The organism is Adlercreutzia mucosicola DSM 19490, from assembly GCF_000422625.1.
In the GTDB taxonomy this organism is placed as follows: Bacteria; Actinomycetota; Coriobacteriia; order Coriobacteriales; family Eggerthellaceae; genus Adlercreutzia; species Adlercreutzia mucosicola.
The window spans coordinates 20,222-35,622 of record NZ_AUGK01000004.1 but is presented as its reverse complement, the minus strand read 5'-3'; the positions used below and the strand labels follow the sequence as shown (position 1 = coordinate 35,622).

At 63.7% G+C, this 15,401-nt stretch carries 15 protein-coding genes; 1 reads left to right on the top strand and 14 read right to left on the bottom strand.

The features are described 5' to 3' along the window. Positions 1-20: 20 nt before the first annotated feature. From rpsQ to G503_RS0101625, 14 genes are all read right to left on the bottom strand, one after another. Positions 21-281: a 30S ribosomal protein S17 gene (gene rpsQ / locus G503_RS0101695; RefSeq protein ID WP_028026212.1), complete on the bottom strand. Its 261-nt coding sequence runs from the start codon at positions 279-281 to the stop codon at positions 21-23. A gap of 19 nt (positions 282-300) precedes the next feature. Next, positions 301-495 (bottom strand): 50S ribosomal protein L29, encoded by a 195-nt coding sequence (rpmC, locus tag G503_RS0101690; protein WP_016309214.1) that lies wholly within the window; start codon positions 493-495, stop codon positions 301-303. Beyond that, positions 495-917: a 50S ribosomal protein L16 gene (rplP, locus tag G503_RS0101685; protein WP_016309215.1), complete on the bottom strand. Its 423-nt coding sequence runs from the start codon at positions 915-917 to the stop codon at positions 495-497. The genes rpmC and rplP overlap by 1 nt, the downstream gene beginning before the upstream one ends. Continuing rightward, on the bottom strand, positions 918-1,631 hold the full coding sequence (gene rpsC, locus G503_RS0101680) for a 30S ribosomal protein S3 (RefSeq protein ID WP_028026211.1): 714 nt from the start codon (positions 1,629-1,631) through the stop codon (positions 918-920). A gap of 4 nt (positions 1,632-1,635) precedes the next feature. After that, positions 1,636-1,977, bottom strand: coding sequence for a 50S ribosomal protein L22 (rplV, locus tag G503_RS0101675; RefSeq protein ID WP_028026210.1), 342 nt, complete (start codon positions 1,975-1,977; stop codon positions 1,636-1,638). Positions 1,978-1,996: 19 nt separating this feature from the next. After that, positions 1,997-2,269: a 30S ribosomal protein S19 gene (gene rpsS, locus G503_RS0101670; RefSeq protein ID WP_016309218.1), complete on the bottom strand. Its 273-nt coding sequence runs from the start codon at positions 2,267-2,269 to the stop codon at positions 1,997-1,999. 20 nt (positions 2,270-2,289) lie between these two features. Further along, positions 2,290-3,120, bottom strand: coding sequence for a 50S ribosomal protein L2 (gene rplB / locus G503_RS0101665; RefSeq protein WP_028026209.1), 831 nt, complete (start codon positions 3,118-3,120; stop codon positions 2,290-2,292). A 608-nt stretch (positions 3,121-3,728) separates the two neighbouring features. After that, positions 3,729-5,867: a YgiQ family radical SAM protein gene (locus G503_RS13160; protein ID WP_235715467.1), complete on the bottom strand. Its 2,139-nt coding sequence runs from the start codon at positions 5,865-5,867 to the stop codon at positions 3,729-3,731. Between the two features lie 86 nt (positions 5,868-5,953). Then, entirely contained in the window at positions 5,954-7,315 is a 1,362-nt protein-coding gene (locus G503_RS0101650; RefSeq protein WP_028026208.1) for a trigger factor, read from the bottom strand. A gap of 283 nt (positions 7,316-7,598) precedes the next feature. Further along, positions 7,599-8,342, bottom strand: coding sequence for a response regulator transcription factor (locus tag G503_RS0101645; protein WP_051190824.1), 744 nt, complete (start codon positions 8,340-8,342; stop codon positions 7,599-7,601). 1 nt (position 8,343) lies between these two features. After that, entirely contained in the window at positions 8,344-10,002 is a 1,659-nt protein-coding gene (locus tag G503_RS0101640) for an ATP-binding protein (protein ID WP_028026206.1), read from the bottom strand. A gap of 28 nt (positions 10,003-10,030) precedes the next feature. Continuing rightward, complete coding sequence (locus G503_RS0101635) at positions 10,031-10,819, bottom strand: TorD/DmsD family molecular chaperone (RefSeq protein ID WP_028026205.1); 789 nt, start codon at positions 10,817-10,819, stop codon at positions 10,031-10,033. Between the two features lie 76 nt (positions 10,820-10,895). After that, entirely contained in the window at positions 10,896-11,471 is a 576-nt protein-coding gene (locus G503_RS0101630; protein ID WP_028026204.1) for a 4Fe-4S dicluster domain-containing protein, read from the bottom strand. A 16-nt stretch (positions 11,472-11,487) separates the two neighbouring features. Further along, positions 11,488-14,133, bottom strand: coding sequence for a molybdopterin-dependent oxidoreductase (locus G503_RS0101625; RefSeq protein WP_028026203.1), 2,646 nt, complete (start codon positions 14,131-14,133; stop codon positions 11,488-11,490). 408 nt (positions 14,134-14,541) lie between these two features. On the opposite strand from G503_RS0101625, the gene G503_RS0101620 reads away from it, so the two are divergent. Beyond that, complete coding sequence (locus tag G503_RS0101620) at positions 14,542-15,369, top strand: pyridoxamine kinase (RefSeq protein WP_028026202.1); 828 nt, start codon at positions 14,542-14,544, stop codon at positions 15,367-15,369. The last annotated feature ends 32 nt before the right edge of the window (positions 15,370-15,401 follow it).

Below are 15,401 nucleotides of genomic sequence, written 5' to 3'. Positions count from 1 at the left end.
TTCGTGCCAGAGCACCAAAACTATTTGGCCTTCTCGACGATCTTCAGCAGACGCCAGCGCTTCATCTTGGACAGCGGGCGCGTCTCCATGATCTGAACGGTGTCGCCAACGCCGGCCTCGTTGTTCTCGTCATGGGCATGGAACTTCTTGGTGGAGGTAATCATCTTCTTGTAGATGGGGTGGGGCTTGCGCTCCTCCACGGCCACCACGATGGTCTTGTCGTTGGCGTCGCTGACCACGATGCCCTGACGGACCTTACGCAGGTTACGCTCTTCAGTCATTGTTTGCACCTTCCTTGATCTACGCGCTCAGCTCGCGAGCCCGCATCTCAGTCATGATGCGCGCGATGTCCTTCTTAACCTGCTTCACGCGGGCGGTGTTGTCAAGCTGGCTCGTGGCCATCTGGAAGCGAAGGTTGAACAGCTCAGCCTTGGCCTCCTTCAGCTTTACCTGCAGGTCCTCGGCAGAAAGTTCACGAATCTCTGCTGCTTTCATTATTGCTGCCCCTCCGTTTCACGAGTGACGATCTTGCACTTGATGGGCAGCTTGTTGATGGCCAAACGAAGTGCCTCGCGGGCGGTCTCATCGTCCACACCGGCGATCTCGAACATGATGCGGCCCGGCTTCACCACGGCAACCCAGCCCTCGGGATTGCCCTTACCGGAACCCATGCGGGTCTCGGCGGGCTTGGAGGTGATGGGCTTGTCGGGGAAGATCGTGATCCACACCTTGCCGCCACGCTTCATGTGACGGGTCATGGCGATACGAGCAGCCTCGATCTGACGGTTGGTGATCCAGTGAGCCTCGAGGGCCTGGATACCGTACTCACCGTGGTTCAGGCGCGTGCCACCCTTGGCCTTGCCCTTCATGGAACCACGCTGCACCTTGCGGTGCTTGACGCGCTTAGGTACGAGCATTTACTTGTCACCCCTCTCGCGGCGATCGTTACGACGGGAACGGTTCGGGCGGGAAGAGCCCTCGAGCGCGGGCTGGGGAGCCTTCTGGCCCGGCAGCACCTCGCCGTGGTACACCCACACCTGCACGCCGATGGAGCCCATGGTGGTGGCGGCGGTGGCGAAGCCGTAGTCGATCTTCGCACGGAGGGTGTGCAGCGGCACGCGACCCTCGCGGTACCACTCGCGGCGGCTCATCTCGGCGCCGCCCAGACGGCCGGAGCACTGGATACGGATACCCTTGGCACCGGACTTCATGGCGGACTGCACGGCCTTGCGCATGGCGCGGCGGAAGGCCACGCGGCCCTCGAGCTGCTCGGCCACGGACTGGGCGATGAGAGCGGCGTCCAGCTCGGGACGCTTCACCTCGACCACATCGATGGACACCGGGCCGTTGGCGACCTTCTCCAGGTCCTTGCGCAGGGCGTCGATCTCGGCGCCCTTCTTGCCGATGACCACGCCGGGACGGGCGGTGGTGATGACGACCTTGATCTTGTCGCCGGCGCGCTCGATCTCCACCTTGGAGACGGAGGCGCGGGCGAGACGGGCATCCAGGAACTTGCGAATGGCAATGTCGTTCTCAAGCGTAGCGGCGTAGTCTTTGCCGGCGTACCAGCGGCTGCGCCAATCCTCGGTAATACCGAGGCGGAATCCGGTAGGGCTGACTTTCTGACCCATTACCTTATGCCTCCTCTCGGGGTGCGACGACAATAGTGATGTGGCACGTGCGCTTGTTGATGCGCGACGCGGAGCCCTTGGCGCGGGGACGAATGCGCTTCAGGGTGGGGCCCTCGTCGACGAACGCGGTCTTCACGACCAGGTTGTCGGCGCGCAGGTGGTTGTTGTGCTCGGCGTTGGCCACGGCGGAGTTCAGCGTCTTGGTGACGGTCTCGGCGGCGGCGCGCTCGCAGAAGGCCAGAATCTCGCGGGCCTGGGCGACGGACTTGCCACGAACCAGGTCGACCACGACGCGGGCCTTGCGGGGAGCGATACGGACGTAACGCGATACTGCTTTAGTTTCCATGTAACTTCTCACCTATGCCCTATCGCTTCTTCTTGTCGGCCGCGTGACCCTTGAAGGTACGGGTCGGCGAGAACTCGCCCAGCTTGTGGCCAACCATAGACTCGGTAATGTAGACCGGCACATGCTTGCGGCCATCGTACACGGCGATGGTGTGACCCACCATTTCCGGGAAGATGGTGCTCGCGCGGGACCAGGTCTTGATGACGTTCTTTTCGCCAGCCGCGTTCATTGCCTCGATGCGGGCAAGCAGGCGCGGTTCTACGAAAGGACCCTTTTTCAAACTTCTGCTCACTTAAGACTCCTTCTCTTCCGCTACTTCTTGCGACGACGGATGATGAGACGGCTCGAGGCCTTCTTCGGATTGCGGGTGCGATGGCCCTTGGTCGGCACGCCCCACGGGGTGACCGGGTGACGACCGGCGGACTTGTTCTTGCCCTCGCCGCCGCCGTGCGGATGGTCGACCGGGTTCATGACGGTGCCTCGGACGGTGGGACGGACGCCCATCCAACGCTTGCGGCCGGCCTTGCCGATCTTGATGTTGGAGTGCTCGGCATTGCCCACCTCGCCGATGGTGGCGCGGCAGGTGATGAGCACGCGGCGCATCTCGGAAGAGGGCATGCGCAGGATGGCGTAGCCGCCTTCCTTACCCATCAGCTGGATGGAGGTGCCGGCGGAACGGGCGATAGCCGCGCCCTTGCCCGGCTGCAGCTCAACATTGTGGATGAGGGTACCCACGGGGATGTTGGCCAGGGGCAGCGCGTTGCCCGGCTTGATGTCGGCCTCGGGGCCGGACACCACGATATCGCCCACCTTCAGGCCCTTCGGGTGGATGATGTAGCGCTTCTCGCCGTCAACGTAGTGCAGAAGCGCGATTCGAGCGGAACGATTGGGGTCGTACTCGATGGTGGCAACCTTGGCGGGCACGCCGTCCTTGTTGCGCTTGAAGTCGATGATGCGGTAGCGCTGCTTGTTGCCGCCACCCTGGTGACGGACGGTGATGCGACCGTAGCAGTTGCGACCAGCCTTCTTCGGCTTCGGGGCCAGCAGAGACTTCTCCGGCTTGGACGTGGTGATCTCCGAGAAATCGGAGACCGTCTGGAAACGTCGGCCGGGGCTCGTCGGCTTGTACTGTTTGATTCCCACAGTAACAACCTTTCTTGACTTCGGGCTTCCCCTCTTCGCAGCTGGTAGGGCAGCAGCGAAGGCGAGTCGCCCCTTACTTCGGATCTTCCGCTCGCGCGCCTCTCCGCACACCGGAAGCTCCCCTACTTAAGTGGCCAGGCGATTGCCGATCGGCTCAGATGGAGGCTCTGGACCGCGACGCCGTCTAACCACGCGCCCGGGTGTATCCATAGGCACACAGACGCAAAGATGCATTATAGGCGTGGGGTAAAGGGGTTTCAAGAAGTTTTTCCCGGGCAGCGCGACCGTCACATTTCCCGCACATACGGGGAAAGCGCGGGCAGGTCCTCGGGGGCGCTGCAGACGGAGGCGGGAACCGAACCGCCCGTTTGCGACACGGCCGGGAGAAAAGATGGCGCAAAAACGCGGTTTGGTTCCCACGGGGCGATGGCGAGCTTTTGCCGACCTGGTCTTTCTTCGCACCTTGGGAACCAAAGTGACGTTTTAAGGCAAAGCCAGGGAACCAAAGTGGCGTTTTGCGACGGGAAGCCTTGGCGGGGTGTCGCAAACGGGCGGTTCGGTTCCCTGGGCGAAGGGCACGATGGGCGATGCGGATACCGCCCTTGCGGTCAGCGTCCCTTGCGGATACCGCCCTTGCGGCCGTTGGCCTTGGGCGGCTTGCCGGCGCGCTCGGGCCGAGCGGGGCCGGGACGCCTGGGCGAGCCGGCCTTCGGGAGGCTGCCCTTCCCCGGCTTGCCACCCTTGTCGGCGGCACCGGGTCTGCCGGCCCCGGGCCTCGATGGCTTGCCCGATTTCGACACCTTCCCGTTTCTGCCGCTTGCGCCGCGGCGGGGCGCCTCGCCTTCCCCGTCACGCTTCTTGGGACGGATGGGGCGGATGAGGCACTGCTCGTCCCAGCCGATGAGGTCTTGGCGGCCGGCCCTCACCAGCGCCTCGCGCACGAGGTCGTAGTTCGCGGGGTTGCGGTACTGGATGAGCGCCCGCTGCATGGCCTTCTCACGGGCGGATTTCGGCACGTAGATGGGCTCCATGGTGCGCGGATCCAGCCCCGTGTAGTACATGCAGGTGGAAATGGTGGAAGGCGTGGGGTAGAAGTCCTGCACCTGCTCGGGGTTGAAGCCCACATCGCGCACGTACTCGGCCAGTTCCACCGCCTCGGCGAGCGTGCTGCCGGGATGCGACGACATCAGGTAGGGCACCACGAACTGGTTCTTCCCCGCCGCTCGGTTGGCCTCGTCGAAGGCCTCGCAGAAGGCGTCGTAGACGGCCCGAGGCGGCTTGCCCATGGCGGAAAGCACCGCATCGGACACGTGCTCGGGAGCCACGCGCAGCTGGCCGGACACGTGGTGGGCCGTAAGCTCGCACAGAAACGTGCGATCGGGATCGGGATCGGCCATAACGTAGTCGAAGCGGATGCCGCTGCGCACGAACACCTTCTTCACCCCGGGCAGACACCGCAACTTGCGCAGCAGCCCCGTGTAGTCGCGGTGGTCGGCCTTCAGCGCCGGGCAAGGCTTCGTGCCCAGGCAGCGCCGGTCGACGCAGGCGCCCCGGGTGCGCTGCTTGGCGCAGGCCGGTCCGCGGAAGTTCGCCGTGGGACCGCCCACATCGTGGATGTAGCCCTTGAAGTCGGGCTCGGCGGTCATGGCGCGGGCCTCTTCCAGAAGCGACTCGTGGGAGCGGCCCGTGACGATGCGGCCCTGGTGGAAGGTGAGCGCGCAGAAGGCGCACTCGCCGAAGCAGCCGCGGCAGGACGTGAGCGAGAACTTCACCTCGGAAAGCGCCGGCACGCCCCCGGCCGCATCATAGGAGGGGTGCCAGGTGCGCGCGTAGGGCAGCCGGTAGACAGCATCCATCTCGTTTTGCGTGAGGGGCGCGGCCGGCGGGTTCTGCACCACGTACACGCCGTGGGGGTAGGCCTCCACCAGGCGGCTACCCGTGATGGGATCGCTCTCGCGGTACTGGGTAGCGAAGCTTGTCGCGAAGGCGCGCTTGCTGGCGGACACCTCCTCCCAGCTCGGCAGCATCTCGTAGTCCACCACGTGCTCAAGGGAGCGGGTACGGAACACCGTGCCGTCGATGAATGTAAGGTCTTCTACGGAAAGCCCCGCAGCCAGCCCGTCGGCGATCTCCACGATGGAGCGCTCCCCCATGCCGTAGGAGATAAGATCGGCACCGGAATCCATGAGGATGGAGCGCTTGAGGGAATCGGACCAGTAGTCGTAATGGGCGAGCCGCCGCAGACTGGCCTCGATGCCGCCCAGGATGATAGGCGTCTTCTTGAACGTGCGGCGAATGAGATTGGAATACACCACCGCCGCGTGGTTGGGCCGCGCCCCGCCGCGGCCGCCCGGGGTGTAGGCATCGTCGTGGCGACGTTTCTTGTTCACCGTGTAATGGTTCACCATGGAATCCATGTTGCCCGCCGACACGAGAAACCCGAGGCGCGGTTCGCCAAACACGGCGATGCTTTCAGAGTCGTTCCAGTCGGGCTGGGCGATGAACCCCACTTTGTAGCCGTGGGATTCTAGCACGCGCGTGATGATGGCAGCACCGAAGGAGGGGTGATCCACGTAGGCGTCGCCGCAAACGTAGACGAAGTCCAGCTGATCCCAGCCGCGCGCATCGGCCTCGGCGCGCGTGGTGGGCAGAAAGGCCGATGCAGACACAGGCTCGCGCGATGCCCGCGCAGCGCCCTTTGCGGACGAGGGGGACTTCGGACGCTTCGATGCGGTTTTCTTCGACACGAATACCTTCTTCATAGAAAGGGGCGGGGAAACCTCCCCGCCCTGGTTGATCCTTTGGCGCAGGGCCGCGCGGGCGGCCACGGCGATTAGTTCTCGGCGGCCTTCGCGTCGGCCTCCACCTCGGCGATGGTCTCCTGGGGCGCGGGGCTCTCCAGGGTCTCGGCCGTGGTGATGACGGCGTGGGCGGTGACGAAGCGGGCAGCCTTCAGGCGCTCAGCGGTCTCGCGCAGGGCGAAGCCACGGCCCGAATCCTCCAGCTGCTGGCGCATCATCTTGGGATTGGCCTGGGGATTCATGCCGTAGCAGGCGTCCTCTAGATCCTTATCGGTCAGCGTCATGCGCTCGTGGCGGTACACGGCGTCCAGGCAGAAGCCCTGCACCAGCACCTCGCGGGTCTGCATCATCAGCATCATGCCGAACTGCTGCTCGCCGCCGTTGGCGGCCACGAACTGCTCCCAGGTCATGCCCTGCTGCTGCAGCTCGGCGCGCAGGTTCTGCATGAGGTGGGTGCGGGTGGCCTCGTAGATCTCGTCGGCGATGCGGCCCTCGAAGCGACTGGTCAGCTTGCCCACGGCCATCTGCTGCACGTAGCCCTCGTAGGCCTCGCGCTGCTGTGCCTCGAACACGCGGCGCATATCGTCGCGCAGGGCCTGAAGGCTGGCGAACATCGGCATGTTCGCCTTCACCCAGGCGTCATCGATCACGGGCACGACTTCCTTCTGCACGCTGTTCACGGTGACGGTGCATTGGATCGGCTTCATGACCGCCTTGCCGTCCTCCATGCCGAGCGGGGCGTCGAAGGTGAATTCCTTCGTCTGCCCCGGCTCCATGCCGAGCAGCGCCTCGTCGAAGCCCTCGGGCATGTAGCCGCGGCCCAGCACGTAGGTGCGGTCCTTGGTGGTGAGCGCCTTGATCTCCTCGCCCTCGTCGGTGCACTTCATGGCCAGCGAGCAGGCGTCACCCTCCTGCAGCGGACGCGGATCGATCGCCTCGTAGACGAGCGAGTTCTTCGCGATGTCCTCCAGCTGACGATCGATGACCGACTCGTCGAACACGAAGGGCTGCACGGTGACCTCCACCGGCTCGTAGGAGGTCAGCTCGTAGGTGGGCTTCACAGTAACGTCCATGGTGAAGGAGAACTTCTTGCCGCGCTCGAACTTCACCGAAGGGGTCACCTTCGGCGGGAAAGCCGGCACGAGGTTGCGGCGATCCAGCGCGCGGGGCATCAGCACTTCGATGGCATTGGGCTCGATGATCTTGTCCAGATCGGTGATGCCCATGGTCTCCTGGCACACCTCGGCGATGGTCTTGCCAACCTGGGGGCGGATGCCCATCTGGGCGGCGAAGCCCTCGGCGGCCTCGCGCAGGGCATTGTTCACTTCCTGGGCCGTGGCCTCGCAGTCCAGCTTGATGACGCCGTCGGTTAGCTTCTTCTCGGTAACTCGCATCGGTGGGATTCCCTTCTCGGCGAACGAGGGCCGCTCTTCTGCGGGCCCTTCCCTAGTTTGGCCGCTATGGTAGCACAGGCCGCTCCAAGCCCCTTATGCACCTGCACAGTTCCAGCCATATATCACAATCGAGAACCATTGCCCGGGAAGAAAGGGGTCCGTTGACGGCAGGGAGGTCCTGGTTGCGTGGACGGGCCTTTGTGAGGGGCTTCAGACCGCCTGACAACCATCGCAGACCGGGCGGCCCGAAGCCGCCCCTACGAAAGAAACAGTCCGCCCGGCCCTACCCCACCTGTTCGGCGAACTTGTAACCGACACGCCAGACGGTGAGAAGGTAGCGGGGCTGAGAGGGGTTGTCTTCGATCTTCTCGCGGATCTTGCGCATGAACACGGTGATGGTGCTCTCGTCCACGGTGGCGTCCTCGCCCCAGATGTGCTCGTAGATCTGGGCACGGGTGAACACCTGACCTGGGTTGGCCGCCAGAAGCGCTAAAATCTCGAACTCCTTGGCCGTCAGGTTCACCGGCTCGCCGCGCAGGTACACCTCATATTGGTTGAAGAGGATCTCCAGCTCGCCGGTCACGCGGGATCCCTCGCGGCTGACGGCGCGGGCGAAGGCAAGATCGTCGCGGTGGCGCCGCAGGTGCGCCTGCACGCGCAGCAGCAGCTCGTCGGAGCTGAAGGGCTTCACAACATAGTCGTCGCCCCCGGCATTGAACCCGATGGACTTGTCCACGATGTCGCCTTTGGCCGACAGGAAGATCACCGGGATGCGCCGCCCGCTCTCTCGCATCGTGCGGCACACTTCGAAACCGTTCATGCCCGGCATCATCACGTCCAACAGCAGCAGATCCGGCTTCTCGGCAACCAGCATCTCCAACCCCGACAGGCCGTCCATAGCACCGCAGAACTCGTAGCCGGCCTCCTTCATGATACGCCGCATGTAGGCGTGCAGGCTGCGATCGTCGTCGATCAGCATCACTTTCGCCGTACTGCGCCCGCTCCGGCGCCCCGTTCCCTGATCCATGTCAGTCCTCCTCCCCCGTTACGGGCAGGCGCACGGTGAAGGTGCTGCCCTGCCCCAGTTCGCTCTCAACGACAATGGTACCGCCGTGCATTTCCACGTATTCCCGGGCCAGGGCCAGGCCCAGTCCCGTGCCGCTGTACTTGCGCGACACCGACGAGTCGGCCTGCACGAAGCGTTCGAAGATGCGCTGCTGGTCGACCGGCGCGATGCCGATGCCCGTATCCTCCACGCTGATCAGCACCTCGTCCCCCTCGGCCGTGCCGGCGATATGGAGCCGCACCCGACCGCCGACGGGGGTGAACTTCAGGGCGTTGCCGCAGAGGTTCTCCACCACGTGGCGTATCTTCTCGAAGTCGGCGCGCAGAAGCGGCACGTCGGGCTCCACCTCGCAGGTGAAGGCGACGCCGTTGCGCTCGGACAGCGACCGCATCACATCGGACACCATGCCGGCCACGTCTCCCAAATCCACTACTTCGCGAGTCAATTCGGTCCTCCCGGCGTCAAGGCGCGTCATTTCCAGGATGTCATTGATCATCAGCAGCAGCGCGTGGCTGTTCGCCTCGATCTCGCGGCGCGTCTCCCGCTCCTCGTCGTTGAGCGGGTCGCCTTCGCGGTTCAGAAGCTCGGTGAAGGCGATGATGCTCGTGAGCGGCGTGCGCAACTCGTGGCTCATCATAGCGAGGAAGTCCGACTTGTAGCGGTTCTCGTCGCGCAAGCGCCCATTGGCCTCTTCCAGCTGGGCCCGCTGGCGCTTCAGCACCTCGTTGGCGGCGGCCAGCTGGGCCGTGCGGTCGGCCACCTGGGTTTCCAGGTTGTCGTAGATGTCGGACAAATCGGAAGCCATGGCATTGAACCGGCCCATGAGGTCGTTCATTTCCCGCGACGACTGGGTGTGGGCGAAGCGCACGTCCAGGTTACCGCGCTGGATGCTCTCCACGCCCTCCCGAATACGGGAAAGCGGACGCGTGACCAGGTATTTCAGTGCAAGATACACCACCAAGAGGCACACCACCAGCATCCCCGAGAAGAAGATGACGTCCTGCACCACGCTGGCTCGCTCACTTTCCATGTACACATCCAGCGGCATAACGATGCTGATGGCACCGCCCACGTCGCCCAGCTTCCACCCTTCCTTGGGAAAGCCCGTCACGTCAATCTCGCCGGCCGGCTCGCCGTGGCAGTCGAGGCAGTTCTCCTCGATGCGCATGGGAGCCACATAGCGAAAGACCTCCTTGCCGTCCACCTTCGCGATCTCGGAGAACTCGGTGGCGGTGCCGTCGTTGAACGCGGTGAGCGCCGCCGATTCGAACTCATCGGGCTGGTCGGCCGAGTTGCGCGGGTCGAAGTTGACGAACTTCGTGGAATAGGTGGACTGCGAGGTGAACAGCGCGCCAATGCTGCGGCCCACGATGGCGCAGTGCAAGCCCTGGTAGACGCCCTCGCTCGTGTAGGAGATCTGCTCGAGACGCTCTTGGTTGGAGGCCATGAACTCCCACACGGCGTCCATCTGCTGGGCCAGCACCTGGCCCTTCTCGCGCAGCTCGTTTTCCATCTGGGCCCGGGCGTTCATCGACGTCCATCCGATGTTCGCCACCAGCGACATCGCAATGAGCGCCACGATCAGCAGGCCGAACTTTGTTTTCAGCTTGATGTTGCCCATAGCACCCCCCTGGCATGCCGGTAACCCGTCAGTCAAGCGCAGCCAGCTCTGCGAGCAGGTCGCTGTCGCGCCGGCATACGAGCGCGGCCACCGAGGCCGCCGCAGCGTATACGCTACGGGGCCCAGCAGCATCCGTCAAGCGAAAAGCGTACTCATCGATCCAAACCAGCAGATGCTCATCCAGAAAACGCCGCTGGACATCCACCAGGACAGCGAAGCGCTCGACACTGGCCGCGGTGCCATCGGTGCCGGAACCATCGGAGTCATCGGTGCCCTCAGCCGCGGCCAGGGTCTGCTCGGCCAGAGCGGCCATGAAGCTAAGCTCGGTGGCCAGATGGTCATCGGCTTCATGGGGATAGCCTGCGGCTTTGAAGCCGGCCGCACGGTAAGCGGCGCGCACCGCCAGGGTGCTCTCCTGGAACAGCACGGGTTTCTGAGCCCGGAAGACCGACTCCCATGGCGGCGCGGGCAACGACGCCGGGCCGATGAACTGACGCGTGTACTCGCTGCGCAGGCCATCGACGGTCGCCGCGCGGGCAGCCTCGACCAGAGCCGTGCCACAGGCAGCGCCAGCCGCACCAGCATCCCCGGAAGCGTCCCCCGCGGCCGCGACGCCCTCGCCGCACGCCGCGTCTCCACCTGCGCCGGCTTCCTCGATCACCGCATCATCCAAATACGCGCATTCCCCCACCACGTGATCGTCGCGCAGCACAGCCAGCAGCGCCTCGTCGGGCTCGGCGGCGAACACGCGGAACAGCAGCTCGTACAGGAACCGACGGTTCTGGAGCAGGGACTTCACCGCTTCGTCGTTGTGCATCGTTCACACCCCCCCCTCTACCAGCTGCGGCGCCGATGGCGACGCCGCAGCATTTACTTCGCTCGAACGCGCCCTCCTACAGCACAACAGTGCGATAGCCATTCTCCAGCGCGGCCTTGCGCGGCGTGATCACGATCGACGGTGTCGTCTGGGACGGATCGGGCAGCACGCTGATCTTGTCCACCCCGTCGGGGTGGGCCGCCCGCAGCTCATCGATATCGCCGAACTCCAACGCCCGCATGGGACAGATGGCCACGCACGCCGGCTGCTCGCCGTTGCGGCGCAACGTGATGCAGCCATCGCACTTGTGGGTCAGAGAAATCTCCTCGATGTAGCGCGGCACCCCGTAAGGGCAAGCGTTCGCGCAGTACTGGCACCCGATGCACTTGCTGTCATCGTGCTGCACCGTGCCGTCTTCCTCGTCGATGTACATGGCCTCGTTGGGGCACACCTCAACACAGGCGGGACTCTCGCAATGGTTGCAGGTCAGTGAATAGTGGAAGCCGCGCGCCTGAGGGAACGCGCCCGTCTCGAAACTGCTCACCTGGCGAAACGTCACATCGGCACTCAGGTCATTCTTGTCGCAGCACGCTATCTGGCAGGCGCGGCACCCCGTGCAGTTCTCCTCGTTATAGTAAAAGCCCTGTCGCATGTATGCTCACCCCTTCTTAGAAGATAACCGTCTGCGGCTTTTCGATGTCAGCCATCAAAGGCTCGCCATCGTACTTCGCGAAATCGATCAGGCAGGAGTTCCAGCCGATAACGCCGGACACGCTGGTGTGCGAGCCGCACAAGATATTGTCGGCACCACCGCGATCGATGCCCGTCTCCTCGTCGATGTCGACCCAGCCGCCGTGGGGCAACCCCACCACGCCGGGCATCAAGCGCTCGGTCACGCAAGCGGGGCGCAAGGTCTTGCCGTTGTCGTTCCACAGGATTACCGTGTCGCCGTCGGCAATACCCTTCTCCCGGGCATCCTGAGCGCTGATGTACACCGGATGGGCCCACGCGTTGCGCAGCCAGCCCACATTGTCGAAGGTGGAATGGGATCGACGCAGGTAATGGGGGTTGTACACAATGTAGGGGTACGGGCCCTTTTCCTTCGTTTCCCAATTGGCGAAGGAGCCCTCATAGCCATCGAGAATAGGCTGCCACACTGGCGTGGCCGAGGCAACGCCGTTCTCCCGCGTCGTGCTCGCGAACATATCGCGCACCGTCGGCGAGTAGATCTCGAACTTACCGCTCGCTGTGGGACGCGGATTGGCCACGGGGTCTTCGATGAACGCAGCGTAGCCGATGCAGGCAGCATAGGCGTCGTCCTTGGAGCGCGGCACCGAGAACACGCCCTGGTCGATCCATTGCTGCAGGGGGATCAGCCCCTCTTGAGGCGTCCCTTCCACGCCCCAGGCATCGATATCCTCCTGGGTGATCGTGGCCACAGGCTGCGGCGTGCCCGTTTCGTCCAGCAAGGCGGCTGTAGCCAGCTGATTGAAGTACTGCTGCTTCTCGCTGATGGGGAAGGCGTCATCGGGATTCAAGCCCAGCTTCTCCGCCAGCTCGCGAGCCACCTGCTGGTCGCTCTTCGCCTCGAAGAGAGGCTCGCACACCTTTCCGTAAGCGATCATCGCCTCTTTCTGGTAGTTGAACAAACGACCCTCGCGCTCCCATTCCGTGGTCACCGGCAGCACGATGTCGGAATAGCGCGCATCGGTGTTGTAGGTGTAGGCCTGGGTAACGACGAAATCGACTTTGCGATGCACCTCAATGCCCTTGTTGAGGTTCGGCTTCGTCTGCAAGCTGCATACCTCGGTACCGACGCTACCGCCATTCAGGCCACCGTGGTAGATGATATGGATATCGATGTCGCGCACCTCACCTGGCTGGAAGAGATAGGTCATGCCCGTGTGCAGGTACTTTCCTTCCAAAATGGCGTCCCATGCGTCCACGTCGTTGATCATGTCGTCAATGGGGTTCGGCAACGGCTCAAGTCCCGTTTGCCCCGCCACGAACATATCGGTGCGCGAGTTGGCCGCCCATGAATTGGAGGAGGTTGTCACACTGTTACCCGGCTTGCCGATATGACCGCCCATGAGTCCCACCGTGGCGAAGATAGCCGGGAAGTACTCGGCGTTGATAATGCGTCCCGGCGCGAAAGCCGAGAATAAATTGACGTTGTTGGCCTTGCCCATCACTTCGGCAAGCTTGCGGATAGCCTCGGGCGCAGCCCCGCAATGCTCGGTCGCCCATTCGGCTGTCTTGGGAACCCCGTCGTAGGTACCCAGGACGTAATCCATGAAGTTCTCCTTGGGATCGGCCCCCTCGGGCATCGATTCCGCATCGAAACCCGACGCATAGGTGTGCAGAAAATCCCAATCGATAAGGCCCTTCTCGCCATCCTCTGCCAACATGGTATGGGCCACACCGAGCAGAAGCGCCGCATCCGAACCAGGGTAGACGGGGATCCATTCCGCGTCCAGCAAGTCGTAGCTGTCGTTGAAGAAAGGGTCGATGGCGATGAACTTCACACCGGCATCCTTAAGGTGCTTGTAGAACCAGCTGGGATTGCCTGCCGAGCTCCATGCGGGATTGCTGCCGAACATCACCACATAATCGCTGTTGAACAAATCATAGCGATCGTTGCCCTCCAAGCCGATGAAGCCATAACCATAGTTGTGCAACCACGCCCAGTTGCCCACCGAACTCGTGGAGTGGGAATAGGTGTAGCCGCCGTTCAGTGCAAGCGTGCGAAAGATGTCGTCGCCGCCAGGACAGTAGATAGCTCGCGGGCCATAGGCGTCCATCACATGTTTGATCTCATCGGCCACGTAGGTGAGGGCTTCATCCCAGCTGATGCGCTCCCACTCATCGATGCCGCGCAGGCTCTTGTCGCCGCCGGTGAGCGGCTCCCAGTGTTTGCGCTTCATGGGGTACTTCAGGCGATCGGCCGAGAACACCTGCTGGCGTTGGGAGCGGCCGCGTCCGCAGCCGCGCATCTGGGGATGGTCATAGCTATCCTCGTGGGTGTCGTCGGTCTTCTGGCGCACCACGACGCCGTCCTGCACGAGCACCTTGTTCACACAGCGACCGCCGCAGTTGTGCCAGCACGCGGCGCTCACCCAGGTGCCGTCCACCAGGTTGCGGCCATCCGAGCCCACGTTCGGGCCGGCCTCGCCCGTATCGGCCGTCTTCACCTGGTTCGCGCAACCCGTAAGACCCGTCGCCGTCAGAGCGGCCGTGGCCGCGGCACTCGCCTTTATGAAGTTACGGCGGCTCATCGCTGACGTTTCACGTACTTTTTCGAGATAATTCGTCATAGCGTACCCTCCTCTTATTTTATTGACATTCCCCCTAGGAGCAGCCCTTTTGAGGCCTAACCATAGCCTATGAAACCCAAAGATTAATCACCATACTCGGAATCCTTAGTTTTCCTTAGGAGAATCTTTCCGAATTCTTAAGAGGAGCCGTCAGATGCGGAACGCCCTCAACCGCAGGCGGCCCTGAAGGCTGCCCCCACGAAAACCAGTCCTCCCTGGCCTGGCGACCTTCCCGGCCCCATAATCGCCCCCTGCCTGACAACCAGCCGCACGGAGCCCCCGCCTCTGCCGTTGGCGGACGGCCTCCCAACGCCGAAGAATTTCGAAACCCCAGGGCAACATCAAAGCCTATGATGGGAGGCACCCCCTAAGAAAGCAGAAAAGGGCATCGCCCCGAAGGGAGGCCCCGTGCCGCACAACCGACAAAAGAAGATCGCCCTCGTGAACGACTACACCGGCTTCGGCCGTTGCTCGGTGGCCGTGCAGCTGCCGATCATCTCGCATCTGGGCGTGCAGTGCTGCCCGCTGCCCACGGCGGTGCTTTCCAACCACACCATGTTCGACAGCTTCAGCATCCAGGATTTCACCGCGCACATGGACGCGCACATCGCCGAATGGCGCAAGTTGGGCCTGCAGTTCGCGGGCATCTGCACGGGATTCCTCGGCTCGGCCGACCAGATCGCCATCGTCGACGGGTTCATCCGCGAATTCGCGACGGACGGTACCGTGGTGGTGGTCGATCCGGTGATGGGCGATTACGGGCGCCCCTACGCCACCTACACACCCGAGATGTGCGCGCGCATGGGCGAGCTGGTGGCCCGCGCCGACATCGTGACACCGAACCTGACCGAAGCCTGCATCCTGCTGGGCGAGCCCTACCGCACCGGCGCCACCTTGGCCGAAGTGGAAGAGCTGGCCGAGCGCGTGGCCGCCATGGGGCCGGCGCGCGTGGTGATTACCGGCAACGTGCGCGACGGGCAGGTGGTGAACGTGGGCTACGAGCGCGGACGCGGCACCTTCACCGTGGCCACGCCCCAGTGCGGCGGCGACCGCTCGGGCACGGGAGACGTGTTCGCGGCCATCATCGCCGCCGACGCGGTGAATGGCGTGCCGCTGCCGACGTCGGTGGAGAAGGCCGCCGCGTTCATCGGGCGCTGCATCGAGCGCTCGGCGCAGCTGGGCATTCCCGTAACCGACGGGGTGGCCTTCGAGGAAGTTATTCGGGAATTGGACTAGCCAGAGACAATCCGTTGGATGAGGAGAAGCCG

Bases quoted from the DNA above. Each gene is read 5' to 3' on its own strand.
- rpsQ (WP_028026212.1), bottom strand. From the start codon at position 281: ATGACTGAAGAGCGTAACCTGCGTAAGGTCCGTCAGGGCATCGTGGTC.
- rpmC (WP_016309214.1), bottom strand. From the start codon at position 495: ATGAAAGCAGCAGAGATTCGTGAACTTTCTGCCGAGGACCTGCAGGTA.
- rplP (WP_016309215.1), bottom strand. From the start codon at position 917: ATGCTCGTACCTAAGCGCGTCAAGCACCGCAAGGTGCAGCGTGGTTCC.
- rpsC (WP_028026211.1), bottom strand. From the start codon at position 1,631: ATGGGTCAGAAAGTCAGCCCTACCGGATTCCGCCTCGGTATTACCGAG.
- rplV (WP_028026210.1), bottom strand. From the start codon at position 1,977: ATGGAAACTAAAGCAGTATCGCGTTACGTCCGTATCGCTCCCCGCAAG.
- G503_RS0101650 (WP_028026208.1), bottom strand. From the start codon at position 7,315: ATGCGAGTTACCGAGAAGAAGCTAACCGACGGCGTCATCAAGCTGGAC.
- G503_RS0101645 (WP_051190824.1), bottom strand. From the start codon at position 8,342: ATGGATCAGGGAACGGGGCGCCGGAGCGGGCGCAGTACGGCGAAAGTG.
- G503_RS0101640 (WP_028026206.1), bottom strand. From the start codon at position 10,002: ATGGGCAACATCAAGCTGAAAACAAAGTTCGGCCTGCTGATCGTGGCG.
- G503_RS0101635 (WP_028026205.1), bottom strand. From the start codon at position 10,819: ATGCACAACGACGAAGCGGTGAAGTCCCTGCTCCAGAACCGTCGGTTC.
- G503_RS0101630 (WP_028026204.1), bottom strand. From the start codon at position 11,471: ATGCGACAGGGCTTTTACTATAACGAGGAGAACTGCACGGGGTGCCGC.
- G503_RS0101625 (WP_028026203.1), bottom strand. From the start codon at position 14,133: ATGACGAATTATCTCGAAAAAGTACGTGAAACGTCAGCGATGAGCCGC.